At 62.0% G+C, this 24978-nt stretch carries 21 protein-coding genes and 1 pseudogene; 10 read left to right on the top strand and 12 right to left on the bottom strand.

The window, feature by feature from the left end; all coding sequences use genetic code 11:
* Positions 1–8: 8 nt before the first annotated feature.
* Positions 9–1175: pseudogene (locus X750_RS161225) on the top strand (polysaccharide pyruvyl transferase family protein); the annotation flags it as partial.
* Between the two features lie 225 nt (positions 1176–1400).
* Here X750_RS161225 and X750_RS161230 read toward each other — a convergent pair.
* The 9 genes from X750_RS161230 to X750_RS161270 all read right to left on the bottom strand — a co-directional run bounded on the left by X750_RS161230 (position 1401) and on the right by X750_RS161270 (position 12051).
* Entirely contained in the window at positions 1401–2864 is a 1464-nt protein-coding gene (locus X750_RS161230) for a lipopolysaccharide biosynthesis protein (protein ID WP_023684224.1), read from the bottom strand.
* Positions 2861–4030, bottom strand: coding sequence for a glycosyltransferase (locus tag X750_RS161235; RefSeq protein ID WP_023746625.1), 1170 nt, complete (start codon positions 4028–4030; stop codon positions 2861–2863). Before X750_RS161235 ends, X750_RS161230 begins: the two co-directional genes overlap by 4 nt.
* 221 nt (positions 4031–4251) lie before the next feature.
* Positions 4252–5493 carry a glycosyltransferase gene (locus X750_RS161240; protein WP_023746624.1) on the bottom strand — a complete coding sequence of 414 codons (1242 nt, stop codon included), beginning with the start codon at positions 5491–5493 and terminating at the stop codon, positions 4252–4254.
* 223 nt (positions 5494–5716) lie between these two features.
* The gene (locus X750_RS161245; RefSeq protein ID WP_023746623.1) at positions 5717–6796 is read right to left on the bottom strand and encodes a glycosyltransferase; all 1080 of its coding nucleotides are present in this window, start codon (positions 6794–6796) and stop codon (positions 5717–5719) included.
* Between the two features lie 31 nt (positions 6797–6827).
* A complete protein-coding gene (locus X750_RS161250; protein WP_023668805.1) occupies positions 6828–8159 on the bottom strand; it encodes a UDP-glucose/GDP-mannose dehydrogenase family protein in 1332 nt (443 codons plus the stop codon).
* Positions 8160–8214: 55 nt separating this feature from the next.
* Entirely contained in the window at positions 8215–9114 is a 900-nt protein-coding gene (locus X750_RS161255; RefSeq protein WP_023746622.1) for a family 16 glycosylhydrolase, read from the bottom strand.
* A gap of 121 nt (positions 9115–9235) precedes the next feature.
* Positions 9236–9631, bottom strand: coding sequence for a hypothetical protein (locus X750_RS161260; RefSeq protein ID WP_023746621.1), 396 nt, complete (start codon positions 9629–9631; stop codon positions 9236–9238).
* 127 nt (positions 9632–9758) lie between these two features.
* Positions 9759–10781 (bottom strand): glycosyltransferase family 2 protein, encoded by a 1023-nt coding sequence (locus X750_RS161265; protein WP_023746620.1) that lies wholly within the window; start codon positions 10779–10781, stop codon positions 9759–9761.
* 145 nt (positions 10782–10926) lie between these two features.
* Complete coding sequence (locus tag X750_RS161270) at positions 10927–12051, bottom strand: nucleotidyltransferase family protein (protein WP_023746619.1); 1125 nt, start codon at positions 12049–12051, stop codon at positions 10927–10929.
* Between the two features lie 485 nt (positions 12052–12536).
* On the opposite strand from X750_RS161270, the gene X750_RS1000000164000 reads away from it, so the two are divergent.
* From X750_RS1000000164000 to X750_RS161295, 6 genes are all read left to right on the top strand, one after another.
* A complete protein-coding gene (locus X750_RS1000000164000) occupies positions 12537–12689 on the top strand; it encodes a lasso RiPP family leader peptide-containing protein (RefSeq protein WP_023684233.1) in 153 nt (50 codons plus the stop codon).
* A gap of 162 nt (positions 12690–12851) precedes the next feature.
* Complete coding sequence (locus X750_RS161275) at positions 12852–13121, top strand: PqqD family protein (RefSeq protein WP_245259933.1); 270 nt, start codon at positions 12852–12854, stop codon at positions 13119–13121.
* Positions 13114–13527 carry a lasso peptide biosynthesis B2 protein gene (locus tag X750_RS161280; RefSeq protein WP_245271228.1) on the top strand — a complete coding sequence of 138 codons (414 nt, stop codon included), beginning with the start codon at positions 13114–13116 and terminating at the stop codon, positions 13525–13527. Before X750_RS161275 ends, X750_RS161280 begins: the two co-directional genes overlap by 8 nt.
* A 3-nt stretch (positions 13528–13530) precedes the next feature.
* Positions 13531–15447 carry a lasso peptide isopeptide bond-forming cyclase gene (locus X750_RS161285; protein WP_023715554.1) on the top strand — a complete coding sequence of 639 codons (1917 nt, stop codon included), beginning with the start codon at positions 13531–13533 and terminating at the stop codon, positions 15445–15447.
* On the top strand, positions 15447–16415 hold the full coding sequence (locus X750_RS161290; RefSeq protein ID WP_023715553.1) for an HPr kinase: 969 nt from the start codon (positions 15447–15449) through the stop codon (positions 16413–16415). Before X750_RS161285 ends, X750_RS161290 begins: the two co-directional genes overlap by 1 nt.
* Before the next feature lie 5 nt (positions 16416–16420).
* The gene (locus X750_RS161295; RefSeq protein WP_023715552.1) at positions 16421–18256 is read left to right on the top strand and encodes an ABC transporter ATP-binding protein; all 1836 of its coding nucleotides are present in this window, start codon (positions 16421–16423) and stop codon (positions 18254–18256) included.
* A gap of 47 nt (positions 18257–18303) precedes the next feature.
* Here X750_RS161295 and X750_RS161300 read toward each other — a convergent pair whose 3' ends face one another.
* Positions 18304–18606, bottom strand: a complete 303-nt coding sequence (locus X750_RS161300) for an exopolysaccharide production repressor exox (protein WP_348524462.1) — start codon at positions 18604–18606, stop codon at positions 18304–18306.
* 577 nt (positions 18607–19183) lie between these two features.
* On the opposite strand from X750_RS161300, the gene X750_RS161305 reads away from it, so the two are divergent.
* From X750_RS161305 to X750_RS1000000163600, 3 genes are all read left to right on the top strand, one after another.
* Positions 19184–19861 (top strand): sugar transferase, encoded by a 678-nt coding sequence (locus tag X750_RS161305; protein ID WP_023746616.1) that lies wholly within the window; start codon positions 19184–19186, stop codon positions 19859–19861.
* Between the two features lie 217 nt (positions 19862–20078).
* The gene (locus X750_RS161310; RefSeq protein WP_032904309.1) at positions 20079–21302 is read left to right on the top strand and encodes a polysaccharide biosynthesis/export family protein; all 1224 of its coding nucleotides are present in this window, start codon (positions 20079–20081) and stop codon (positions 21300–21302) included.
* Between the two features lie 177 nt (positions 21303–21479).
* Positions 21480–22571 (top strand): acyltransferase, encoded by a 1092-nt coding sequence (locus X750_RS1000000163600; RefSeq protein ID WP_023696958.1) that lies wholly within the window; start codon positions 21480–21482, stop codon positions 22569–22571.
* A gap of 10 nt (positions 22572–22581) precedes the next feature.
* Here X750_RS1000000163600 and X750_RS161315 read toward each other — a convergent pair whose 3' ends face one another.
* Together X750_RS161315 and X750_RS161320 are read right to left on the bottom strand one after the other, a co-directional pair.
* Positions 22582–23865, bottom strand: a complete 1284-nt coding sequence (locus X750_RS161315) for an O-antigen ligase (RefSeq protein ID WP_023689977.1) — start codon at positions 23863–23865, stop codon at positions 22582–22584.
* 275 nt (positions 23866–24140) lie between these two features.
* Positions 24141–24968: an SDR family oxidoreductase gene (locus X750_RS161320; protein ID WP_023746614.1), complete on the bottom strand. Its 828-nt coding sequence runs from the start codon at positions 24966–24968 to the stop codon at positions 24141–24143.
* Between the last annotated feature and the right edge of the window lie 10 nt (positions 24969–24978).

Raw genomic sequence — 24978 nt, 5'->3', positions numbered from 1 at the left:
ATGCAGCGATGAATTGTGACGCGAGCCGCATCGGGATCGTCCTGGCGTTGGTGTTTTCGGTCACCATGCCCGTCCTAGGCACCGCAGGCCCCGCCGCGGAATCTGCTGACGAAATGAGGTATCCCATGAAGATCGTCGTTGAAAACACAGTCTGCCTGAATACCGGGGATGCGGCGATTCTGCTGGCGATCCGCCACATTCTCAAGACGATCGTGCAAGGCGACGTGCGGTTTGCCGTCTTCGACAGCCAGCCCGAGGTTGCGGAACGACTCTATCCGAAGACGGATTATCCCGACCTCGAATTTCATAAGCTGCTGTCGGAATCCCTGTTCCGATACAAGAATGGCAGCGGGCTGAGGGACCGGTTCAAGCCGATCTACAATCGGCTCGTTCTCCAGGCCCTGCGCTGGTTTGGCAGCAGCGCGCTAGGCAATTTTTTCAGCCATCGCGACCGGCGCGGTCTCGATATCTACGCCGACGCGGACATGGTGGTCACCACAGGGGGAACCTATCTCGTCGAGAACTACAATCTCGAACGACGCCTCAATCAGTTCAGGCTCGATGCCGTATTTGGCAAAGATCCGGTCTTCTTCACGCAATCCCTCGGTCCGTTCGACAAAAGTTACAACCGCCAGGAGCTCGGCCCGATCTTTGACCGCAGTCCGCTCATCCTGTTGCGCGACGAACGGTCGCGGACCCATATCCGGGACTTGGTGAAGGATCTCGGCAAGTGCCACGTGGTGGCCGATGCCGTATTCGCCTTGGCCGATACCGACAGGATCGGCAAGCGTCTCGCTTCCAGCCAGCCGCCGGCGTCGACGGGCCGCGTCGCTATTTCGGTCCGCCACTGGAACTACGTCAGCGACGGTGAGGGCGGCATGCGCCGCTATCTGGATTCGATCCGCGAGATCGCCACAATTCTTGTCAGGGACCTTGGCAAGGAGGTGACCTTCGTCTCCACGTGTCAGGGCGTGCCGGAATATGCCCATGACGATTCCAAGACCGCACAGGCCATCGTTGCCGAGCTCGATCCTGAGATCGCCAGCCACGTGACAGTGCACGCTTCGTTCCACACGCCGGACCAGTTGATGGGGCAGGTGAAGGGCTTCGACTTCGTCGTCGCGACGCGCATGCATATGATGATCATGTCGCTTTGCGTCGGCACGCCGGTGCTGCCGATCGCCTACGAGTTCAAAACCAAGGAAGTGGCCAAGCGAATCGGTGTCGACGATGTGCTGCTCGACATCGACACCGTGACGCCCGAAGAGGCGCGCGAAAAGCTCGGCCGGTTTGCGGGAAATCTCGACCGCTATCGCAAGACAAGCCTTCAGGCCGTGCTCGAAGAACATGCTTCGGCAATGTCGGCCACAAACCTGCTGGCGCCGCTGATCGCCGGCCGCTCAGCGGATATTGCGCGCGGCGTTGGACAGGGTGGTGAACAAGGCGCGTCGCGACTGCGGGACGGCAAGCATGAAAACGAGACCGATGCCGTAGTTGAGGGCAAGCGCCAAAAAGACCGCGAGCAGGTCTGACTGGCCCGTTAGAGACGCCGGCAACCACAGGTACAGGAACCAGGCAAGCAGGGACGAGGCGATGAAAAGCCCCTGCATGAGCAGGAAGTCGGCGGCGGTCACCGGACCGACGCGATGGACCAGTAGCGCCAGCACGGGAACGCGCAGCACGTAACCGCTGATGGCATAGGCCGCGGCAACGCCGACGGCGCCCCAGTGCAGGCCGACGACGAACGCAGCGACGGTCGTCAGCGACGAATAGATGCCCCAATGGAACATGGTCTTCGTTTTGCCCTGACAGATGAATATCCATCCCGTCGTGCTTGAAACGGACTGGACCAGGCTGGCGATGCCCAGCCAGGCAAAGATCGGTGCGACCGGTGCCCAGCCCGCGCCGAAGAGAAGTCCGACGATCTGATTGGAGGTCAGCGTCAGCGCCGCGATGCCCGGCATGGTAACGGCCGCCAGCATCCAGTTGGTGCGCACATAGATATCGCGAAAGCGGGCCTTGTCATCGTGGATGCGGCTGAGCAGCGGCACCATGACCCGTGTCAGCGGCTGGTTGATGTTCTGCAGCGGGAACAACAGGAGCTTGTAGGCGCGGTCGTAATAGCCGAGTTCGATCGCCCCGGAATATTTTCCGATGAGAATGTTGTCGAGATTGCGCGAGAAGAAGTTGGCGAGGTTGAAGCCGGTCAGGTTGGCGCCGAACGACAATATGTCGGCATCGACCTTCAGGTCCGGCCGCAAAGGCGTCCAACGCGCCACCAGCCAGGCGGCAGCCAGGGCGATAGCTGCCGAAACCGCCGGGCCGATGACCAGCGACCAGTAGCCCAACCCCGCATAGGCCGCGATCGCGGCGGCCAGAAGTCCGGCGGCGGCGCTTATCACGTCGTTCAGTGCGAGCTGGCCGAACTGCAGGTGCCGGTTCATCAACGCCAGCGGCACTGCGGCCAGACTGCCGAGAAGCAGCGGCAGGGCGGAGCCAAGGGTGATGCCGGACATACGTTGGTCGCCATAGAACGCGGCGATGGCAGGCGCCAGGCCGGCCACTACCACGGCACTGCCCAGCCCGACGAGCGCGCTGATCCAGAACACCTGGTTGAGCTGCTGGTTGCTGATGTCCTTGCGCTGAACCACAGCCTGCTGCAGGCCCAGATTCTGAAGCAGCCCGACGAAGGCGACGATCGGCCCGACGGAAGCCACCAGACCGAAATCCTCGGGGACCAGCAGACGGGCCAGCACGATGACGGAGAGAAACTGGATCGCCATCTTGAAGCCCTGGGCGCCGATGGTTACCAGCCCGCCGCGCAGGGCGACACGACCGAACTGGGGGGGCGGATTGGCGTTCATGCAAGCGACCTCGTTTCGCCAAGCCGCATGGCGATTTCCACGAAATGTTGGTTCAGCAGATCGGAGTTGAACTCCGCCTCGATCTTCTTGCGCGCCGCGAGAGCGATCCCTTCACACGGCTTCGGATTCTCGGCGATCCAGGCAAGCTTGCCGGTCAGCGCCGCAACGTCCCGCTCAGCCACGAGAAAACCCGTCTTGTGATCATCGATCAGTTCAGGGATCCCGGAATGATATGTGCTGACCACCGTCAGGCCGGCGGCCATCGCTTCCATCAGCGAAACCGGAATGCCTTCCAGATCGCCATCGCGGGCGCCGACGCTGGGCAGCAGGAACACATGCGCATCGCGCAGACGCTGTTTGACTTCGCTGTGCGGCCGGGGCCCAAGAAAATTCACCCTGTCGGCAATGCCGAGCTCTGCGGCGATCCCCTTCAGCTGCTCGAGAAGTTCTCCGCCGCCGATCACCGAGTAGATCCAGTCTCGCCGCGGCAGGCCAGCAAGCGCGCGAAGCGCATATTCGATGCCCTTCTTTTCAGTCAGGCGGCAGACCGAGATGAAAGAGAGCGTAGCCTGCTCCCATGAACGCCACCGATAGTCGATGTCACTCGGCCGCACCCCCATATGGTGAACCACAACCTGCTCCGGCGATGCACCGACCTCAATCAAGGCATCGCGGAAAAACGCATTCACCGGCAGTTGAAGAACGCCCTTTTCGAACACAATTTTGTAGCGCGCGAGCGTATTGTCATGCAGCGGTTCGCCGACATCACGGCCGTGAAATATCGTCACCAGGGGAGCGGAAATCCTCCCGCGCTTGATGGCGCGGGCCACGCGCATGCCGTTGTTGCCGAAATGGGCAACGATGACGTCGGCGCCCTGCAGTTTTCGCGCATGAGCAATGTCGATGGCGGTCGAGAGCTTGTCCCAGAACCTGCCGGACCACTTCCTGAGCAGCGGGCGATAGCGACCCAGGCCACCCCACCAGCATACGACCTTTCCTGGCAGCGCCTGCCAGCGCGGATCATCGATGTTGCTGTCCCTGCCGAAGGACGTCTCGTTGCAGACGACGCCGACTTCCATGCCGCGCTCAAGGCATCCGGCTATCTGGTCGAGAACAAAGGTTTCGGACAATGAGGGGAACTTGTCGACTACGAAGCAAATCTTCATCGGCAGGATGCGCTCGTGCGGAGAGCCGGTGTGCCCTTGACAAAAGCCGGGCCGAAAACAGGGTGCCGGAGGCACAAGACATGCAGCATGGAACTCTACCGCTGTTGGCCCACCCGCAGGGACGTTAGTATAGGTCTTGCTGCACTGCAACATTTTTGGTGCAGTGTAGCAAGATTTCCCTCGGCTTGGCGTGTCTGCCGATCAAACGCAGAGCAGCAGTGTCAGCCGGCAGATGAAGGATCCGCCAAGCCCTCGGAAACCCCGACATGACCGGCAGGTTCATGCGCAGGGCTCGATGTGGCCAGTTGGGTAACGATCTGCGCAAAACGTTCATTCAGAACATCTGCGTTGAAGTCGTCCTCGACCTTGCGGCGTGCGGCAAGCGCGATACGCTCGCATTCGGTCGGGTGCTCCCCGGCCCAGGCAAGCTTGCCGGCAAGCGCTGAAATATCTCGCTCGGGCGCAAGCAACCCCGTCTCCCCATCCTTGATGAGCTCCGGGATTCCCGAATGATACGTGCTGACCGCAATCAATCCGGCGGCCATGGCCTCCATGAGCGCGACCGGAATGCCTTCCATATCCCCGTCGCTGGCAGTGATACTTGGCAGCAAAAAGAGATGCGCCATGCGAAGCCGTCTTTTCACCTCTGCGTGAGGGAGGCTGCCGAGGAATGTTACGCGACCAGCCAAGCCCAGCTCTACGGCCAGCTTCTCCAGATTCATCCGCAGAGGACCGTCGCCAACAATGTCGTAACGCCAGTCTAGCTGCGGCTGGGAGGCCTTGAGGGAGGCCAGGGCTCGCAAGGCGAACTCGACGCCTTTCTTTTCGACCAGGCGGCAAACCGTCGTCACGACCAGTTGGGTGCCTTCCCACGATTCCCAGCGATAGCCGATTTCGCGGGTGTCAATTCCCATATGGTGGACCGTCGTGCTCGCCTGGGACAGGCCGGCTTCCAGCAGCATCGTGCGGAAGTAATCGTTGACGGGCAGGTTCAGGGTCCCATGCTTGGTCAGCCCGGCATATTGTGTCGCGAGCACTGCCTGCCGCGCCGGGATCGCCACGTCCGCGCCGTGAAAGATGGTTATGATCGGTGGTTTGAGCACCTTCCATTTCTTCAGTGCGGCTGCTCTCTCGCCGTTCTGTCCGAAGTGGGCGACAATCACGTCGCAGCGGTTCAGGCGGCGTGCAAAGGCGATGTCGAGAACGGTCGAGGCCTTGTATCGCAGACGCGGCGGCAGACGCTGTACAAATTTGCTGATTACAGCGGCCCATCGCCACCAATGTCGGGTTCTGGCGAGCAGCGTCGCCATCGGCTCGCTTTGCCGGTCAATTCGGTGGTCACCTTGCATCTTTTCGCAGACCACTTCGACCTGAAAGCCCCGCGCCAGCAGCCCAGCCATCTGGTCCACGACGAAGGTTTCCGAAAGCAGAGGGAATTCGCCGACGATAAAGCCCACGCGCATGACCCGCCCATAAAGTTGGGGCTTGCTCGGACCAAGCGGTCCATATCGCACAAGCCCTAATGTAGACAGGCAGAATACACGTTGATTGCTGCAGTGCCACAAAATATTGCACTGCAGCAATTAAAAGTGATCCGGACGGGCGCACGACGCCTGGACCTGGCTAACGGGAACTTTGCGCGACCACGGTCGTGCAGCGTCTCAGCTGAACTGCAACACGACGCGTTTAGGCTGCGCGCTCCAAACCGACACGTCTTGCGCGGTCGAGAACGCCCATGAACGTTGCGAACTGGCTGTCGGGGTTCATTTGCCGCCGCTCCGAAAACTGACGTGCTGTCGCTGACAGCCGCTTGTACTCGGCCTCATCGCTCCACAGCCGCCTGACCGTTGCGACCCAGTCGGCGAGCGGGGCGTCGTAGTCCAGTACCACGCCGCCGGCGCCGATCGCTTCCGGCAGACCGCCGCGCCGCGAGCCGACCACGGGAATGCCACTACAATGCGCTTCCGAGGCCACCCGGCCCCAGGCTTCTTCCCATTTGCTGGGCGCAAGCAGGATTTTCGTGCGGCCGTAGACCGTCTTCATGTCGCTGGTGCGGCTTTCCAGCTTGACGTTCTGGAGGGGAGAGATTGTTGCTTCGATCCGGGCTCGATGATCGTCGTCGAGCTTCCAGCTTTCGACGAACAGGAACGGGATCTCGGGACAGCCGGCGGCAATGCGCACCGCAAGATCGAAGCCTTTTTCCTCATATGGATTGATGAGCGTGACAAATTCACCGGTCGTCGGTGTGCTGTAGAACGCGGGATTGATGGTCGGCGGAATAACCGTCGAATCGATATCGAATTTTGCCTTGTAGGCGCGCGCGGTGAACTCGGAGTTGGCGATATAGACCGCCGAATGGAGCTCACGCAGATCGCCGGCCAATTCGTCGAATTCGACATTCCTCAGATAGACAGTCAGCGGCACGCCAAGCCTCTGCAACTCTCTGCCGATCGGCACCGAATTGTGGCACTGCACGACCGCGACATCCGGCCTCAACTTTTTGACGGCGAAGTCGGCCGCTTCCCAGGGGAACCACGCCCGTACAACCGGATAGCCCGGGAAATTGTCGATGACCGCGCGCTGACGAAGGAGCTTCATCTTGGCGCGCGCCCGGAAGCCGAACATGCCGTCGCCGAACAGCGCTGCCAGAACGGATGCCTCGTGACCGTTTTCGCGCAATTGCTCGACCAAGTGGTGGGTGCTCGACTGGACGCCCCCGCTGAATTGCGGCGGGTAGCCGGTGCCGCCTGCAAACAGAACTTTCATGAACCTGGCTCCGCGTTGTGCCGCCCTGCCTTCACGCCGCCATCCTGCCGATCGAGAAATACTCGATGCCGTGACGGGCGATGACCTTGGGATCATAGAGGTTGCGGCCATCGAAGATGACCGGCGTGGTCAGGGCATCCTTCACCGCGTCGAAGGACGGGGCGCGGAAACTCTTCCACTCGGTGGCGATCAGCAACGCGTCGGCGCCGCGCAACGCCGCCTCCTTGGTGCCGCACAAAAGCAGATCGTCGCGCAGGCCGTAGATGGCCTGGCATTCCTGCATCGCCTCGGGATCGTAGGCCTGCACATTGGCGCCGGCCTGCCACAGCGCCTCCATCAGGACGCGCGCCGGCGCCTCGCGCATGTCGTCGGTGTTGGGCTTGAAGGCGAGGCCCCAGAGCGCGAAGGTCTTGCCCTTGAGACTGCCCTTGAAATAACGGTGCACCTTGTCGAACAGCACCGACTTCTGGGCATTGTTGCGCTCCTCCACGGCGCGCAGCAGCTTGGCGTCGAACTTGACACCTTCGGCGGTCTTGATCAGCGCGCGGACATCCTTGGGGAAGCACGAACCGCCATAGCCGAGGCCGGGGTAGATGAAGTGGTAGCCGATGCGCGGATCCGAGCCGATGCCCTTGCGTACCTCCTCGATGTCGGCGCCGAGCTGCTCGGCCAGATTGGCCATTTCGTTCATGAAGGAGATCTTGGTCGCCAGCATGCAGTTGGCGGCGTACTTCGTGAATTCGGCGCTGCGCACGTCCATCACGATCATCTTCTCGTGGTTGCGGTTGAACGGCGCGTAGAGCTCGCGCATCACCGCCTCGGTACCCTCGCTGTTGGTGCCGACAATGATGCGGTCAGGCTTCATGCAGTCGGCGACGGCGGAACCCTCCTTGAGGAACTCAGGATTGGAAGCGACGTCGAAAGCCAGGTCCTGGCGCCCGCGCGCCTTCAGCGTCGCGGCGATTTTGGCCTTCACCTTTTCGCAGGTGCCGACCGGCACGGTCGACTTGCCGACGACGATCTTGGGACCGTCCATCTCGCGGCCGATGGTCTCGGCCACCGCCAGCACATATTTGAGGTCGGCCGAACCATCTTCGCCGGGTGGCGTGCCGACCGCAATCATCTGGATCTCGCCATGCTTGACGCCGGCGGCGGCATCGGTGGTGAACTTGATGCGGCCGGCGGCGTGGTTCTCCTTGACCAGGGCCTCCAGTCCCGGTTCGAAAATCGGCACCAGGCCCTGGTTGAGCCGCTCGACCTTCTTTTCATCGACATCGACGCACACCACCTGGTGCCCGACCTCCGCCAGCACCGCGGCCTGCACGAGACCGACATAGCCAATTCCAAAGACCGTCAAATTCATTCGGGTTAATTCCTGTTCACGCCCTTTGGCCTTATATAGCCGGGCCGGTTCAGATCTACTTTATGCTGCTTACACTGCATGCCAGCGATTCCGGAAACTGGCACGGCTGGCCGAGCGCGGTGAAGGCGACGCGCTGCACCTGCATCGTCACCTGGCGGCCGGGGTCGGAAAAGGCGCCCATCCAGTTTTTCAGCGTGTCGCTGCCCCAGAGGCTGAAGAATATCTTCTGCGAGTGGGTCGGCAATTGCTCGGGATTGGTCACCTCCTGGACCAGCTTGCCGTTGACGTACCAGCGCAGCCGGTCCTTTTCCCAGATAAAGGCATAGTCGTTGAAGCCCTTGTCGGCGCCGCCTTCGACCTCGGCCAGCTTCTCGTTCTTGGGCTTGCCGGCGATGTAGCTGTTGACCTGCACCTTGGATGTATCCTTGGTCAGCACCTCGAAGTCGATCTCATACCAGGGCTGTTTGTCGGCAGGGCCGATATAGGTGAAGAAAGCGGCGTTGAGACCGGATCCGGTGTCGGTCTTCATCCGTGCTTCATAGGTCCCATAGCCGAAGCGCTGCTTGGTCTGGACCTCGGCGCAGGCGAACTCGCGGTCCTTCAGTTTGCGCTTTTCGAAGCCGAGCGTCAGCATGTTGTCGGAAAATTTTACCAGGCTTTTCGACCAGGTGCAGTTCTGGTGATTGCCGTTCGACCAACCGTCGGAGACATACCAGCGCGAACGATCGAAACTCTTGAATTCGTCGACGAAGGACGGTGCGCTTTGCATCTCCGGGGAGGCGTCCTGGGCGCTGGAGGGGTGGGCGGCGCCGAGCAGAGCTGCGGCTGCCGCCAACAGAAGCGCACCAACGGATAGAAGACGCGTTGGGTTTACAAGACGCATTGGCCGATTTGGCCGCGTCGAAGTCATGGCATCGATTGCCGCCATGGGCGTCGTCTTCGGATCTGCGTTCATATCAATTCACCTTTGTGCTGTTCCGCCCCAACCCAAAGTCACCGATTGGCCCACATTGCTAACGGGCCGATCCCGATCCTCCGTCCCCGAACTTTCTCTTCTGTGTCTCGTGTGACCGTGTTCAGCCGAAGCGACCTGCGGGTTTGACATATTCCCGGTGCGAATCAGAACTCTGGCCATCCTCGCCGACGATCGCGTCGAGTGAATGACGCAGTTCCTTCATCCGGCTCGTCTGGCGCACCAGCTCGGCGATGCGCTGTTCGCAGTTCAGGATGGACTTCGTCAGCTCGCCGACTTCCGACAGCTTGCTTGCCGACGCCGAGCCGTTCTCCATCGACTCGACCAGGAAGGCCGCGTTGGTGGACTTCGACCGGTAGCGGGCCTCCAACCCGGTCTTCTCGGCCGCAATCTCGGCCGTGATCTGATCCAACAGCTTTGCCAGACGGTCGAAACGCGCCAGATCGGTCTGCTTGTCGCGCGCTGGGTCCCTGGACCTGAAGCCGAAAATTGAAGCCATCCGGTTGGCCTTCCAAAATTGCTGCACCGCAACATACAGTGCCATCGTCGGGGCGTGTAGGCAACCTCCGAGTTTCAGAAAGGCAATTTTTTCAGCCTTGCGGCCGCCGTCCCGGACTTGGCGGAGCCTACTTTTGCGCCGCCGTGTTGGTAACGGCCATGAGGAAGCGCAAGGGCGGCACCGGCTGCTGCCGCGGGGACAGACCGGCGTGGCGAAACAACGCATCGAGCTTGTCGGCGGCCACGCCGACAACGATAGGAACGAGGTTCGACTGGCTGGCCAGCGCATAGGCGGCGGCAGACGCCATGCCGCGCTCGGCCTTCACATCGAGGAAATTGCGCAGCCGGTATTTGTCACGCACATGCCGCTCGTGCTTGCGCAGCAGGGCCTTGGAGCCTTCCGGCAGGCTGTCGATCTCGAGCAGTGCCAGATCCGCATCGGCGAGGCGCTTCAGATCCTGTGTCTTGTGGTGCCCGCTCAACGAATCGGCGCGCACGATCGCGCCATAGCCGCAGGAACGGATGACCTTGAAGCGTGCGCCAAGGGCAAAGGCGCGAGCGTAGAGTTCGTAATCTTCGCCGAGACGCAGGTTCTCGTCGTAACGCAGCCCATGCCTGTCGAGGAAAGCTCTTGATATCACCGGCTTGAGAAAGCCGAGTTCGCCGCGCTGGACACGCCGTCTGGAGATGTTGCCCTCGATGAATCGCTCGAAGTCGAGGAATTCCGGGTCCGCCGAAAAGGACGGGGCGACGATCTTCGAGACATCGGTCGCCGTATCGTCACGGATCAGCATGATGTTGTCGGCGGCGAAATCCCAGTCGGCGCTGGCAAACAGCTGGCGAAACCGTCCCTGAAGGAAGAAATCGTCGGCGTCGAGAATGCTGATGAAAGGTGATTTCGACCCGGCAATGGCGGTATTGCGGGCGAAGGACGGGCCGCGATTGGCGTCGAGCCGGATGACCGAAAGCCGGCCGCTGCCATCATCGGCAGCGCTGGCCACCTTTGCGGTGTCATCGGTGGAGGCGTCGTCGACGACGACGACTTCCGCCACCTCCGGCTCGCGCAGCGCCGAGGCGATGGCTGCGGGAATGGTCCGGGCCGCGTTGCGCGCCGCGATGATCACGCAGACTCGGGATTCTGTCATGGACATAGGGTGGCCTTTCGATTGCATAAATTGTCGCGAGGCTCCTCGCCCTCCCGGCGCGCGGCGCCGGACCCCGATCCATCCTCCCATGATCCATCCCCGGCGGATCGGGACGGCACGTTCTCTGCCTGCTGTCTGACGACCCTCATCGTCACCGGCTTTCCCGCTCGAAAATCCGCCGGCTGAGGTCGGCTGACGCGGCCCAGCCGGCCTCGGCCATGTAGCGGACAGGTTCGCGGCCGCACAATTCCCACAAAACGGTGCGCCGTTGCGGCCATCGGAGCGACGACAGCCACGGCGCGATGACCATGTGGAACAGGTCTTCATTGCCGATGCGTGACAGGATCCTGGTGGCCCGATCCGACAGCAGCGTGCCGGCGCCACCAAGCACCACATCGGCGGCGCGCAGGCCCAGCAGCAGGGTGTCAGCCAGCCCCTGCTCGGCCGCGTAGTCGAGCACAGTCTGCTGCTCGGCCTCGCTCAGCCGACCGGCAGCGGCCCGGACATCGCAGACATAGCCCGCGCACGGCTCGCGGTTGAACAGCGCCTTTGCGACACTGATGCAGGACAGAAGCAAAGTGTCGGAGGCCGAGACGAACGGCACGCTGGAGCCGGCGATCGCAAGCGCGCGCTTGCGGCGCAGGAACCCTTCCGTATCGCGCGGGCTCGGCGATCCCGGCTGCTGGAGCCGGTAATGGAGATCGACGGTGGACAATTTCCGACCCTGGCTGCGAACCATGTGCTGCTCGCCCAGAAAGCGCACCCACCAGACGGAGCGGGACTTGCCGGCGACCGCGTAGCCGATCGAGCGCAGCGCATCACGAGCTCTAAAGAAGCCGGCCGGCGACACCAATATGTCGACATCTCCGGACGGCTTCATGAAATGATCGCCATAGAGCAGTTGCTGCTGGAGGGGCCCCTTCAGGAAGACGAAATCGATGCCGCTGCCGCGCAGCGCCTTGTCGATGGCCATCGAATCCATGATGCCGGACGAGTTCATCGCAATCGTGCGCCGGCGATAAGTGTCGAGCCACTCGAGCAATCCCGGCGGCGTCTCGCCCGCCGGTGGGCGCGACAGCGCCTTCAGCATGAAGGTGGCGACCTTGTTCAGCCTGGCGATGTCGCAAACATCGGCAACGGAGATGGCCGGTGCAGGCGCGGCGCTGGGGCTCGCCCTGGAGGCGAAGAACAGCCGCAGGCAAGCCTGCACATAGGCCACTTCGTCGGCGCAGCCAGCGGCGCGCAACCTTTCGAAGGTCCCTTCCTGCAATGCCATATGCTGCAGCATCTCCGCAAAAAATTCGCCAGGCGCGTTATATTGCAACTGCGAAGCAAAGCATCGCCAAATTCATGCGCCGCGTCCAGTTTTTCCTTTGGAGACAATTTTCCTGCAACCTGGACGTCTGGCGACACAGTCGTACAACGTGATGCAAGGCGTCGCCTGATCGGAGCCTCTGCGGACACGTCAGCAACAATCTTGTGGGAACGCGCCGGCGCCCCAAATGACGAGCATCGACTAGAAAATTTAATGTAATAAAATCAGTTGCTTAGTTAAGCACCACGGACACTGCGCTGAAATCGCCTAGGCTGTGAAAATGCAAGCGGTTTTGATCACCATTGAAGGCAACCGCAACCGGAAATTGATTAACGGCGGGTAAATCAGACTTGACTCATAAATGCTGCCATGCAGCTATTGCGGTGCAGCAATAGCTCGCTGCCGGCAATCGACAGGCCGCTTCCAGTCCACAAGTGGAGAGTAAATTGGAACAGAATGTTGAAAAGCATGAGTACGAAACCCCTAGCCTGACGGTCCACGGCTCGATCGAGACCATCACGCAAGGCGGTAGCGGTACTACGGCACTCGACGCCTCGTTTCCGGCACATACGCCGGTCGGCGAACTCACCTTCTCCTGAGTATTCTCTCGTTGGGGTGACAAAGTCCGGACTCTGCAAACAGAGCGCACTAAGGAGAGTCGGGGGTCAAACCCCGGCTCTCGCGTCTTTGTCCGGAATTGCCGAAGCGTTGGTTGTGAGCGAGGTTTAGGAATGGACTGGAACCCCACGGACCATGATCGGATGAGCGCGAGCAAGGATGCCGTGGCCTGCGAATTCGGCAACGGCCTGGCGCTGCTCGATATGAGGTCCAACATCTATTACAGCCTGAACAGCGTCGGCGCCTATATCTGGGAGCTGATCCAGGAGCCGCGGCCGATTTCCGAAATCCGCAGCGCCGTGCTGGATCGCTACAATGTCGATCCGGAACGCTGCAAGGCCGATGTCGATGGATTGTTGAAGGGCTTGGCGGACGCCGGGCTTGCGAGGCTCCATGATGAGGAACTTGTCTAGAGCTTTCTCGCTGAGCGGGCCGGAGATGCTCTTTCTCGCCCACTGCCTTGCGGTGGTCGTGGCGGTGCGGCTGGGGCTGACGCTGCTTTCCTACAACATAGTGCGCCGCATGGTGACCCGGCTCGACGCGCGCGAACCAGCCGACATCGGCGATCTCAGGCGTGTCGCCTGGGGCGTGGCTGCGGCTGCCCGCCTGGTGCCTGGCGCAAGCTGTCTGACCCAAGCGCTTTCCGGCCAGTATTTGCTTGCTCGCCAGGGCAACGCCTCAAAAATCCGCATCGGCATCGAGCGCGGCACCGGCACCGCCACCGAGTTGAAGGCGCATGCCTGGCTGGTCAGCGGCGACCATATCGTGCTCGGCGGCTCGCTTGGCAGGTTTAACCATCTCGTCGACCACGGCCAGTGAGCGATGAGCGGCGTCGCCGGAATTCTGCTGAGGCAGGAAGGCAGGCAGGCCGCCGCGGCCGACATCCAGCGCATGCTTGCCCGCATGCAGCATCGCGCGCCTGACGGCAGTTCGTGGTGGATCGACGAGGGCGTCGTTCTTGGCCACGCCTGGCTCAACACCACCGATGAAGCCGGCCCCGGCCCGCTGACCATGGCCGGCGGCAAGCTCGCAATCACCGCGGATTGCCGGCTGGACAACCGCGACGAACTCTTGGCCAGGCTCGGCATCCGGGACAATTCGGTTGCCGACGCCGTGCTTGTGATGCGCGCCTATCTGCGCTGGGGCGAAGCCTGCCCCGAGCATCTGCAAGGCGACTTCGCCTTTGCCATCTGGGATGGCGAGCGCCGGCAGCTGTTTTGCGTGCGCGACCATTTCGGCGTCAAACCGTTCTACTATCATTCGAGCGACCGGCGCTTCGTCTTTGCCTCGGAGATCGGGCCGATCCTCGATGCCGGCGGCGTCGACATGCGCATCAGCGAACACCAGATTTCGGGATTCCTGGCCGGGCTGCCCGACGATCCGCAGTCGACAGCCTATGCCGATATCTTCCGCCTGCCGGCGCGCCACAGTCTGACAGTGACCGGCAACCAGGTGGTGCTGCGCCGCTACTGGCAGATCGAACCGTCGCCAAGACCGATGCGGGCGGACACGGCCGAGGAATTCCGCCATCTGTTCTCGCAATCGGTCCGCAACCGCATGCGCGGCACGCCTGCGGTCGGGGCGATGCTGAGCGGAGGCCTCGATTCCTCCTCGATCGCCTGCGTGGCGGGCCTGCAGAATGCCGCCCAGCAAAGACCGAGGCTGCCGACCTTCTCGCTGGTGTTCGAAAAGGGCTCGCCGATGGACGAGCGGCCTTTCATCGAGGCGGTGCTTGGACAGGAGCAGGTCGACGGCACTTTGATTTCCGTCGGCAACTACGCGCCCTTCGCGGAATTCGAACGCATTCTGGAGGAGCAGGAAGAAACGTTCCTGGCCCCCGGCCTGTCGCTGACCCGCGACATCTACAGGACGGCCGGCGGCAAGGGCATGAAGGTGCTGCTGGACGGCCATGGTGGCGACGAGGTGGTTTCGCAAGGCCACGGCCATCTGCACGAACTCGCCGACGCCGGCAAATGGATGGAGCTGTGGCGCGAGCTGCGCAGCGCCTCCAACACCTATGGCGACGGCATGCTCGGCCTCTACTACCAGTTCCTTACCCTTTACGGGCCGGCCTGGCGCATCGCGAGAATCAAGCGGTTCGCGAACCGCGTGCTTGGCAAATTGCGGCGCCATCCAACTGGGCGGCCGGCGACGAGCTGGCGCGGCCTGATCAATACGGACTTGGCGATGCGTACCGACCTCGTCGAGCGCTTTCGCCGGGCCGGCTACATGTCGCCCGCGGTCAGCGCCAGCGAGACCTTGACCCATCGCTGGCTGCTGTCGAACGGCATGGTGCCGCACGCCTTCGAGGTACTCGACAAGGCGGCGGCGAATTTCGGCGTCGAGCCGCGCTACCCCTTCTGGGACAAGCCTCTGGTCGAGTTCTGCCTGGCACTGCCCGGCGCGGAAAAGCTGAACCAGGGCTTTGGCCGCTCGGTGTTGCGCCGTGCCATGGAAGGAATTTTGCCCCCGGCGGTGCAGTGGCGGCGCGACAAGATCGATTTCACCTCCAATTTGGTCAAAGGCATGCTGGGCAATCACCGCGATCTCCTGGACAAGGTGCTGGTGAAAGATGCGGCGCGGATTGCCCCTTACGTCAACCTGCCTGAGGTGACCGCCGCCTATGGCCGCATTTCCAGCCAACCCGAGGCCGCGACCTTGCCCGATGTCCAGTATGTATGGCGTTCGATTTCGCTATCATTGTGGCTGCGGCAGGTGCAACAGCGCGGGAGCCAATGATGATGCCGGCCAACATGCCTCTTGCCGCTGATGACCGCCATGCAATTGCTGCTCGCGCACAGCACTTCTACAAAGCCTATGGGCTGACGATCGCTTCGCAGGTCGAACTGCCTGAGCTAGAGCCGAGCGAACCAGCTTGCGTCGATGTGCTGATCACGGTCGGCCCGATCGACCTGCCAAAACCCTCGCCCGAGACCGGAACCGCTTTCCGTTTCGAGCCGCGGCAGCAATATTTGGCATGGCAGACGGTCGGCGCCTTCCTGATCACCGATGCCTGCCGGATCGAGGTGGAGCCGGCGCCCGATGTCGACGATGCGCTGCTGGCGTTTCCGCTGCTCGGTCCGGTCATGGCACTGCTCCTGCACCAGCGCGGCCTGCTCATCCTGCACGCCAGCGCCATTGCGGTCGGCGGCAAGAGCGCTGTCTTCATGGGCGACAAGGGCGCCGGCAAATCGACGACGGCGAGCGCGATGATCCGTGCCGGGCATCGATTGCTGACCGACGATGTCGTGGCGCTCGATCTCACGGACCGGCCGATGATCGTTCCGGGTTTTCCGCAGCTGAAACTCGCCGCCGATGCCGCCGCCGCGTTTCCCATCCGCCAGGCAGAGATACGCCCGCAGGTGCATGCGGCGATCGACAAGATGCAGCACCGCCTGCACGCCGGATTTGCGGCAGACGCGGTGCCGGCGACCCGGATCTATATCCTCGAGCGCAGCGACAAGGCAGCGATCACGCCGCTGCCAGGCATCGGCGCCCTGCCGGCGATCATCAAATTTTCCTATGTGACGCGTTTCGGCCGTCCAGCCCTGGTCGGCGATTTTGCCACGACACATCTTCGCCAATGCGCCGCCCTGGCCAGCCAGATCGGCGTCTGTCGCCTCGAAGTGCCCACCGGGCTCGACCGTATCGGCGAAGCCGTCGCCCTGATCGAAAACGATCTGGCGGCCGACAAAGGGCCGCGGTGACTGACATGTCCGCATCGCAGATCCTGCGCTTTTCGTTTTACCGCGATGTCGCCGGCTTCGGCGCCGCCATGGCCCGGATCGGCGGGCGCAGGACCTTCACGGCATTGCTGTTCCTGATCCTGGGAAGCCTGACCGAAGGCATCTCGATCCTGCTTCTGGTGCCGCTGCTGCATCTGGTCGGGCGACCCGAGCAGAATTTCGCGGTCAGGTTGCCTGACCGCGACTGGGTGCGCTGGCTGGCTCCGGACGGAACGCTGCAATTGACCACGGTGCTTTGCCTGCTGGTCGGGCTTGTCGCGCTGCAGGCGGCGTTCAACCGCTATAAATCCGTCTACATGGCGCGGCTGCTGCTCGACTTCATCAATCGCCTGCGCATGAACCTGTTCGAGAGCATCGGCAAGGCGCGGTGGGGGATATTCGCGCGCATGCGCAGCTCCGATCTCGACCATGCGCTGACCGGCGATATCGACCGCGTGCAGTCGGCGGCGTTCTCGCTGCTGATGCTGGTGCAGATCGCCGTGCTTCTGGCGGGTTATCTCGTTGTCTCGCTGTTCATTTCGACAGTGATGACGGCATTTGCCATTGTCGTCGGCATCGTCACCTTCCTGGCGCTGCAGCCGTTTCGGGCACGAGCCAGCGCCTTCGGCCGGGTTTTGACCAGCAATCGCCAGGAGCAGTACCGAACGGTCTCGGAGTTCCTCGGCGGCATCAAGGTGGCCAAGAGCCTGAATGTCGAGGCGACCTATTACGCACAGCTTCGCGCGACGCTGGAGAAGATGAAGGCCGACAACATCAACTACGTCCGCAACAGCACCATCGGCACCGCTCTGTTCCAGGTCGCCAGCGTCATTGGTCTGAGCTTGTTCATCTATGTCGCCCTGATCCGCTTCAACCTCTCACTGGCCGAGATCGTTGTGCTGCTTCTGGTGTTCATGCGCATTGCGCCGCGTTTCATGGACATGCAGATGCAGGCGCAGCAGGTGCTGATCAACCTGCCGGCCTATGCCTCGATGCGCGACATGCAGGCGCGTTTCGATGCCGAACGCGAGCCGGCAAACCTTGAATCGGATGCCAAGCTGTCGCTCGATGTCGGGCTCAACATCCGCAATGTCTCCTTTGCCTATGAGGCCGGCGGCAAGCCGGTGGTGAGCGATGTCACCTTTGGCCTTCCCGCCGGCAAGGTAACGGCGCTGATCGGTCCGTCAGGCTCGGGCAAGAGCACGCTTGCCGACATGCTGCTTGGCCTGCTCGAACCGAGCGAGGGCAAGATCCTGGCCGATGGCGTCGAGATCGGCGCCGCCAACCGCCGGCGCTGGCGCGACCAGGTGGCGTATGTGCCGCAAGACGTGTTCCTGCTGCACGATACGATCGCCGCCAATCTGCGCCTTGCCGCGCCGCAAGCCAGTGACGCGGAGCTGTGGACTGCACTGCGCGCTGCGCATGGCGCCGACTTCGTCGAGCGGCTGGAGTTGCGGCTCGACACGGTGGTCGGCGACCGCGGCGTCCGGCTCTCGGGCGGCGAACGCCAGCGCATCGCGCTGGCGCGCGCGCTGCTGCGCAAACCTTCGCTGCTCATTCTCGACGAGGCGACCAGCGCGCTCGACTGGCAGAACCAGTCCCTGATCGCCAAATCGATCGACGGCTTGCGCGGATCGATGACGATCCTGACCATTGCGCACAGGCCATCGATGATCGCCTTCGCCGACTGGGTGGTTGCAGTCGAAAACGGACGAATCGTCGAAGTGGGGCAATATCAGAGGTTGAAAGCGAAGGCCGGCAGCCGCCTGTCGAAAATGCTTTCAGGCGAGCAATCGGAACCCGAGCCGGCCGAAGCAGGCTGAGTCCGGCTGCAAGATGATCCGAGGCCGACCTTGCGGCTTCAGACTGCTCAATGCACGCTGCGCCTCGCCGAGAGCTTCTCGCCTTCAACCGCCTTGTCGGCGCCGAGGCTTCTTTCGGCGTCGCGAGCCCTGTCGGCCGATGTCGGCGCGCTGCTGGCGATCATAACATACACCAGCAGGAAATAACCGACTTGGATGAGGACAGCGCAGCCGATGACGCGAAGCACCGTTGTGGTGACCGTCGCGCCGTCGACATAGGACCACGCGACCACGATCGCGAGGGCGAAAACCATTCCAATGACGAATTTTGGTAATGACATGTTCGGCGGCCCGTCAACCGGCCCGAGCATGCAAAAGCGATGACTTACCCACCCGAGTATCTCCCCATTCGCCATGCGAGCTTATTTAGCTGCTCTTTTTCGGCCGGTTGCTTCCGGCCTTCCCAACCCATCCAGACTCTATCAGGAATAATTTGCGACTCTATTAAGGCGCGAAACTGACGGCAAGGGCAACCAGCAATAATTTTCGGGTTGGCGGCGGCTTGGACTCCGCCATGCTGCGATGCACACGCAGGGGTGGTGACCTAACTCGTCATGCGCTTTATACTACAGTAGAATCTACAATGTTGATTAGTATTTTACTTGATTAATTTAGCAAAGCCAGTGATTCGAAAATCAGTTAAAGCCGCTCCCTCTGCGGCAAAGGACGATTTGCCCAAAACCCGCCGAAAAAAGGCATTACATTTCCTACGGTTGCTAATTATTCGTCACAAACCCGCCATAAAGGGCAAAATTTGGGCAAGGAGCGTTTATTATTTAGTCAATTCCTGACGTGACTATTTCAGCCATATGGGAAATTGTGTGTTGCGCTGCAGCATTTTTTTGGTATCGTGGCATAAACCATCCGTTCAACGTATGGAGCTTTTGCATGAGGGACGTTGCCAAGTCGGCCAATGCGGCATTTTCGCATGTCGGCGTAGATTTTCCGCCACCCATCGGCGGGCTGCTGAAGCGCAGTTTCGATGTTTTCGGTTCACTTGTCGGCCTGGTGGCGCTTAGCCCGCTGTTCCTGATGGTGGCCCTTCTGGTCAAGCTTTCCGACGGCGGCTCGATCTTCTACGGCCACAAGCGCATCGGACGCGGTGGGCGGATTTTCCCCTGCCTCAAGTTCCGCACCATGGTCGAAGACGGCGAACGTGTGCTGGCCGCCTATCTCGCGGCCAATCCGGAAGCCAACGCCGAATGGATCGCGACCCGCAAGCTGAAGAACGATCCGCGCGTCACCCGCGTCGGCGCCGTTCTGCGCAAGCTCAGCCTCGACGAGCTGCCGCAGATCATCAACATCCTGCAGGGCGACATGAGCCTTGTCGGGCCTCGCCCGGTGGTGCGCGACGAGCTTGAGATCTACGGCAGCGCCGCGGTCTATTATTTGAAGTCGCGGCCGGGCCTGACCGGGCTCTGGCAGGTGAGCGGACGCAACGATGTCTCCTATGACAGTCGCGTCGCGTTCGACCGTCACTATGTCGAGAACTGGTCGCTGTTCGAAGACGTTCGCATCATCCTCAAGACCGTGCCTGCGGTGTGGATGTCGCGCGGTTCCTACTGACCGACCGCAACTGGTCAGCAATCGGGCCGGCACGGCCCGAAGCCAATCCGGTCCAAAGCTATTCGGCGATGGGCCGGTCTCGCATTGCAGCCATAGTGTTCTGCCAGGTTCCGAAGGAGGCACTCGGCAGCAGGCCTATCGGGCGGATGGGGCCAAAACGGATCGGAAACGTCAGTTGAAAACAGACATATCAGCGTATTTTCGCCTTGCCGGCCCGATGCGGCCGGCACGGCTCGTCGCCACGTGCCTCGCTCTGTCACTCGCGGTTCCGGCCATGGCCGACGAGTACCGGCTCGGCTCGCAGGACAAGCTCAACATCCGCGTCGCCGAGTGGCAGACGGTGGAAGGCACGTTCCGTGACTGGTCGGCGGTAAACGGCGAATATTCGGTCGGTCCAGCCGGCAATTTGTCGGTGCCGTTCGTCGGCGAACTGCCGGCCGCCGGCAAGACCACGTCAGAGGTTGCGGCCGCGATCAGCGTCGCCCTGCAGCGCAAGCTTGCCTTGTCGGACAAGCCGGAAGCCTCGGTGGAAATGGTGCAGTTCCGGCCGTTCTACATCTCGGGCGAGATCCAGACGCCTGGCCAGTTTCCCTATGTGCCGGAGCTGACCGTGCTCAAGGCGATCAGCATCGCCGGCGGCATCCGGCGCAACGCCGATTTGGGCACCCAGCTCGGCAAGGACCTGATCACCGCCAAGGGCAATTTCGACATTTATGACGACCAGCGCGTGCGGTTGATCGTCAAGCGTGCCCGCATCGATGCCGATCTCGCCGGCAAGGAGAGTTTCGAGGCGCCTAAGGAAGTTGAGGGCGACCCGCGCCTGGCGACAATCGTCGCCGACGAAATGCAGATCCTGATCTCCGACCAGAAAGCGTTGAAGCTGAAGCTGCAGGCGCTTGACGATCTGAAGGGGGTCCTGCAGTCCGAAATCGAGGCGCTGCAGAAAAAGATCGTCAACCAGCAAAAGCAGGTCGACCTGGCGCAGCAGCAGGCGGACAGTATCGGTCCGCTGGCGCAAAAGGGCCTGGTCGCCAACGCACGCCTGCTTTCCTCGCAACAGTCGGTCACCGATCTGCAGGGCAAGATCCTGGACTATGAGACGGCGGTCCTCACCGCCAAGCAGTCGGTCAGCAAGGCGACGCAGGATGCCATCGATGCCCAGAACACGTTGAACTCGAGACTTGCCGCCGACCGGCAGCAGGTCGAAGCAGACCTCAACGAAGCCGCACTCAGGGTCAACATGCAACAGGGCCTGATGGCCCAAGCATCGGACCCGGCCACGACCGCCGCCATCACAAACAACAATGAAGAGCCGGCGCTCATCTATTCGCTGGTGCGCGTGACCGACGGCAAGACCAGCGAGATCGACGCCAAGGAAGATACGCCGGTGCTGCCGGGCGACGTCATCAAGGTGAAGCTGGCGCCGACGGCCAGCCAGTAACCTGCTTGTTTGGAGCAATTCCGGACGGAAAACCGTTTCCCACTTTTCCCGGAATTGCTCTAGCGCTCGGGCTCGCTCGGCGAGGCCCGCGCGATGGAGGCGGGAGGAACCAGTTCGGCTCGTTCGCGCCAGGGTGCGGGCGGGAACTTCCGTTTTTCGACCGCTTGAAGGCATTCCATGCAGCCCGCCGCACCGCGCCACGTCTACCTCAATCTCGATGCCATCCGCGGCGTCGCGGCGATCAGCGTCATGCTCTACCACTTCTCGCCGTTCCTGGCCGCCGGCAAGGTGCTGCCGTCGAGCTATCTGGCGGTCGACCTGTTCTTCCTGCTCAGCGGCTTCGTCATCGCGCATGCCTATGACCGCAAGATCGAAAACGGCATGGGCTTCGGCACGTTCCTGGCGATCCGCCTGATACGCCTCTACCCGCTCTACCTCGCCGGCACGCTGCTCGGTTTCTTCTATCTCATCGTCAAGAACCGGCTGATTCCGGCGGAATACATGCCGATCTCCGAGATCGGCACCATGCTGACGACCGGCATGTTCTTCATCCCGCTGGTCAGCGATGCCTATCACACGATCTTTCCGCTCAACCCCGCGTCGTGGTCGCTGTTCTTCGAGCTGATCGTCAACATCGCCTATGTCGCCGTCTTCTTCCTGCTGACGAAACGCGTGCTGACCGTGCTCATCGCCGTCAGCCTGGTGCTGCTGGTCATCGCTTCGATCGTGGCCGGCACCCTCGACTTCGGCATGACCGGCTCGACCATCATCAGCGGCCTGCCGCGCGTCTGTTTCTCGTTCTTCCTGGGCGTGCTGCTTTGCCGGTCCATGACACGCTATCAAAGCGGGCTCGGCTTCCTGCGGCGCGGCTGGTGGGTCGAGGGTGCGATCGCGCTGACGCTCATCGTCTTTGCCATCGCGCCGGCCGGCGGCGCGCGCGTCGCCTACGATCTCGCCTGCGTCGTCTTTGTTTTCCCGGCGCTGGTGGTGGTCGGCACTATTGCGCCGACGGCGCCGCGCCTGTCAGGCCTCTATGGCTGGCTGGGGCGGATTTCCTACCCGATCTACATCATCCACACGCCGCTGCTGATGATCATCGCCGGGGCGGGCAAGGCCGCAGCGATCGACCCGTTCGCGCATCATCCCTGGTTCGGCATCGTCATGGCGGTTTCGGTCATCGTCATCGCCGACATCGCCACGCGCGTCTATGACGAGCCGTTGCGCCGCTTCCTGCAGCGGCTGATGCTGCGCAAGCGCGCCGTCGCCTGAGATAAGCAAGTCAGACGCGCGCCGGCATGCGGCCGTTGGCGGTGTTCTCGTCCGGCACCGGAACATAGGCCCGCCTTGCCCTGGCGAGCGGCACCGGGCGCAGCTTGAACAGGCCGTAATAGACGATGAACGAGGCCATGAAATAGGGGCCGAGGATCTCGACCTCGAAGAAGGAGCGGATCAGCATCATGCCGACCGCGCCGGCGAGCACCACCGAATCGGCGCTCCAGTCACCGAACACCACCTTCGAAACATGGCCCCAGAAGGAGCGCAGGATGATCAGCGCCAGCATCGTCACGCCGATGAAGCCGAGCTCGACCAGCGTCTCGATATAGGTGTTGTGGAAATGGAAGCCGGTGCGGGTGGAGATGTAGAACTCGGCCCAGAGCCGTTCCGGATCGGCAAAACCCTGGATCCAGTAGGCGGCATAGCCATAACCGAGCACCGGACGCTGCTGCGCGGCGGCCCAGCCCTGTTCCCAGAGATAGGTGCGGCCGGTCAGCGTCGAATCCTTGCCGAAGATGCCGAGCACGACATCGAGCAAGCCAAGGTTCAGCGCAGCCATCACACCGCCCACCAGCGCCGTAGCGCCGACGACGAACAGCACGCGGCGGTAGCGGCGTGACAGAACCTTGCTCATGGCAAGCAAGGCAACGACACCGATCACCGCCGGAAGCGAAGCGACTGACGTCGCCGAGTGGGCGATCGCCAGCATATAGACGGACAGCAGGATGATCGGCGCGGTCCAGACGAAGCTCATCCAGTTGCGCCGGTAGAAGGCCAGAAAAGCGAAGCAGAAGAAGATGCCGAGCGAGGCGAAGAAGCCGATCTGGTTCTTGGAGCCGAAGGCGCCGACGAAATTGGTGGTGCCGTCGATAGTGTCGAGCGCATAGGCGCCAACCTTCAGCGAATACAGCAGCACGATGAAGATGCCGATCAGCGAGCCCAGCACCAGCGTGCGCGTGCTGATGGTGCGCGCCGCGATGTAGGCGCACAGCATGTGGGAGAAATATTGCAGCCCCGCCCGCGCGCTGGTGCCGGCCGCTTGCGACCAGAACAGCGACAAACAGACATAGGCCGCAAACAGCAGCGGCAGCCAGGCGCTGGAGAGATCGCGGGCGAAACGCCGGTAGTCGACGAACAGCAGCGGCAGCCATACCAGATAGTAGGCGAGGATCAGGATCTGGCCGAAATTGGTGGAGTAGGCGAAGGCAAAGACCGACACCGCAACGGCGAAGGCGGCATAGGCCTTGTTGTTGTCCGGATCGATCAGAATGGATTTCGGGATCTTCATATCCGTACCGGATTTCTCATGCTGCCGCCTTTCAGCTGGGCTGAAGCGCCCATGGTCGGCTTTTCTGCGTCATGCGCGATCGCCGGAACCTGCCCTTGCCGGATCCCGATCAGCGGGCATCCATTGTGCAGTGCACAATATAACCTCTATCGCCTGTCACTCAATGGTAAATTTGCCGCGAGGGGTAAAGTTGCCGCAGGCAGGGCCAAAACGAACATGCAACCGACAAATGGCGTTAATGCGGCTCGCTCGTTCGAAAATTCAAACTGTGGCCGCTACCACAGCGCTCCGCCGGTGATCTGGATGTTTTCCATGGTGATGCCCTTGGCCAGATCCGAGCACAGGAACACGGCTAGAGCCGCGATTTCCTGCGGCTGCAGCATGCGCTGCTGGGGATTGCCCTTGGCGATCTCGGCCATCGCTTCCTCGGCGGTTCTGCCGTTGCCCTCACGCTCGACCACCTGCGCCACGTTGCGGCGCATCAGTTCGGTCTCGACCCAGGTCGGGCTGATCATGACGCAGGTGACACCGTGCGGAGCGCCTTCCAGCGCCACGCAGCGGGTAAGGCCGAGCAGCCCGGCCTTCGAGGCGCAGTAGGCCGGGTTGTCCTTCCAGCCGACGGAAGCCGCTGTCGAGCCGATGTTGACGATACGGCCCCAGCCGCGCTCGATCATGCCGGGCAGCACAGCTCGGGTGACGCGGAACGCTCCGCTCAGATTGGTGTCGACGATCTTGTCCCACAGTGCGTCGGAATGGCCGCAGACCGGCTGTTCGGCGGTGGTGCCCGCGGCATTGACCAGTATGTCTCCCGGGCCGATGGCGGCTTGTGCGTCAGCCGCAAACCGGTTGGTCACATCGCTGTCGCGGACATCGAGATGGGCGGCATAAACCCTGGTGCCGTGTGCCGACAGGGCCAACCGCACGCGCTCGATTTCATCGGCGCCGGGATAGTAGGCGGCGTCGGTTCTGTCGGCGCCGGCGGGGGCGATGTAGGAGCCGACCGCTACATTTGCGCCGGCCTGCGCCAACGCCGTCGCAATGGCGAAGCCCATGCCGGAAAACCCGCCGGTGACGATCGCACTGCGGCCGGAAAGGTCTGTCATGGGCAGTGAA

This window comes from Mesorhizobium sp. LNJC391B00, from assembly GCF_000502535.1.
Taxonomy (GTDB): domain Bacteria; phylum Pseudomonadota; class Alphaproteobacteria; order Rhizobiales; family Rhizobiaceae; genus Mesorhizobium.
The sequence above is the reverse complement of the archived record's forward strand: the minus strand, read 5'-3'. Positions and strand labels throughout refer to the sequence as shown.

What these genes read in the sequence shown, in the direction of transcription:
- X750_RS161310 (WP_032904309.1), top strand. Translation starts at nt 20,079, where the DNA reads ATGCGGCCGGCACGGCTCGTCGCCACGTGCCTCGCTCTGTCACTCGCG.
- X750_RS161295 (WP_023715552.1), top strand. Translation starts at nt 16,421, where the DNA reads ATGTCCGCATCGCAGATCCTGCGCTTTTCGTTTTACCGCGATGTCGCC.
- X750_RS161290 (WP_023715553.1), top strand. Translation starts at nt 15,447, where the DNA reads ATGATGCCGGCCAACATGCCTCTTGCCGCTGATGACCGCCATGCAATT.
- X750_RS161255 (WP_023746622.1), bottom strand. Translation starts at nt 9,114, where the DNA reads ATGAACGCAGATCCGAAGACGACGCCCATGGCGGCAATCGATGCCATG.
- X750_RS161270 (WP_023746619.1), bottom strand. Translation starts at nt 12,051, where the DNA reads ATGGCATTGCAGGAAGGGACCTTCGAAAGGTTGCGCGCCGCTGGCTGC.
- X750_RS161305 (WP_023746616.1), top strand. Translation starts at nt 19,184, where the DNA reads ATGAGGGACGTTGCCAAGTCGGCCAATGCGGCATTTTCGCATGTCGGC.
- X750_RS161250 (WP_023668805.1), bottom strand. Translation starts at nt 8,159, where the DNA reads ATGAATTTGACGGTCTTTGGAATTGGCTATGTCGGTCTCGTGCAGGCC.
- X750_RS161245 (WP_023746623.1), bottom strand. Translation starts at nt 6,796, where the DNA reads ATGAAAGTTCTGTTTGCAGGCGGCACCGGCTACCCGCCGCAATTCAGC.
- X750_RS161240 (WP_023746624.1), bottom strand. Translation starts at nt 5,493, where the DNA reads ATGCGCGTGGGCTTTATCGTCGGCGAATTCCCTCTGCTTTCGGAAACC.
- X750_RS1000000163600 (WP_023696958.1), top strand. Translation starts at nt 21,480, where the DNA reads ATGCAGCCCGCCGCACCGCGCCACGTCTACCTCAATCTCGATGCCATC.
- X750_RS161230 (WP_023684224.1), bottom strand. Translation starts at nt 2,864, where the DNA reads ATGAACGCCAATCCGCCCCCCCAGTTCGGTCGTGTCGCCCTGCGCGGC.
- X750_RS161285 (WP_023715554.1), top strand. Translation starts at nt 13,531, where the DNA reads ATGAGCGGCGTCGCCGGAATTCTGCTGAGGCAGGAAGGCAGGCAGGCC.
- X750_RS161235 (WP_023746625.1), bottom strand. Translation starts at nt 4,030, where the DNA reads ATGAAGATTTGCTTCGTAGTCGACAAGTTCCCCTCATTGTCCGAAACC.
- X750_RS161320 (WP_023746614.1), bottom strand. Translation starts at nt 24,968, where the DNA reads ATGACAGACCTTTCCGGCCGCAGTGCGATCGTCACCGGCGGGTTTTCC.
- X750_RS161300 (WP_348524462.1), bottom strand. Translation starts at nt 18,606, where the DNA reads ATGCTCGGGCCGGTTGACGGGCCGCCGAACATGTCATTACCAAAATTC.
- X750_RS161265 (WP_023746620.1), bottom strand. Translation starts at nt 10,781, where the DNA reads ATGTCCATGACAGAATCCCGAGTCTGCGTGATCATCGCGGCGCGCAAC.
- X750_RS161260 (WP_023746621.1), bottom strand. Translation starts at nt 9,631, where the DNA reads ATGGCTTCAATTTTCGGCTTCAGGTCCAGGGACCCAGCGCGCGACAAG.
- X750_RS161315 (WP_023689977.1), bottom strand. Translation starts at nt 23,865, where the DNA reads ATGAAGATCCCGAAATCCATTCTGATCGATCCGGACAACAACAAGGCC.
- X750_RS161275 (WP_245259933.1), top strand. Translation starts at nt 12,852, where the DNA reads ATGAGCGCGAGCAAGGATGCCGTGGCCTGCGAATTCGGCAACGGCCTG.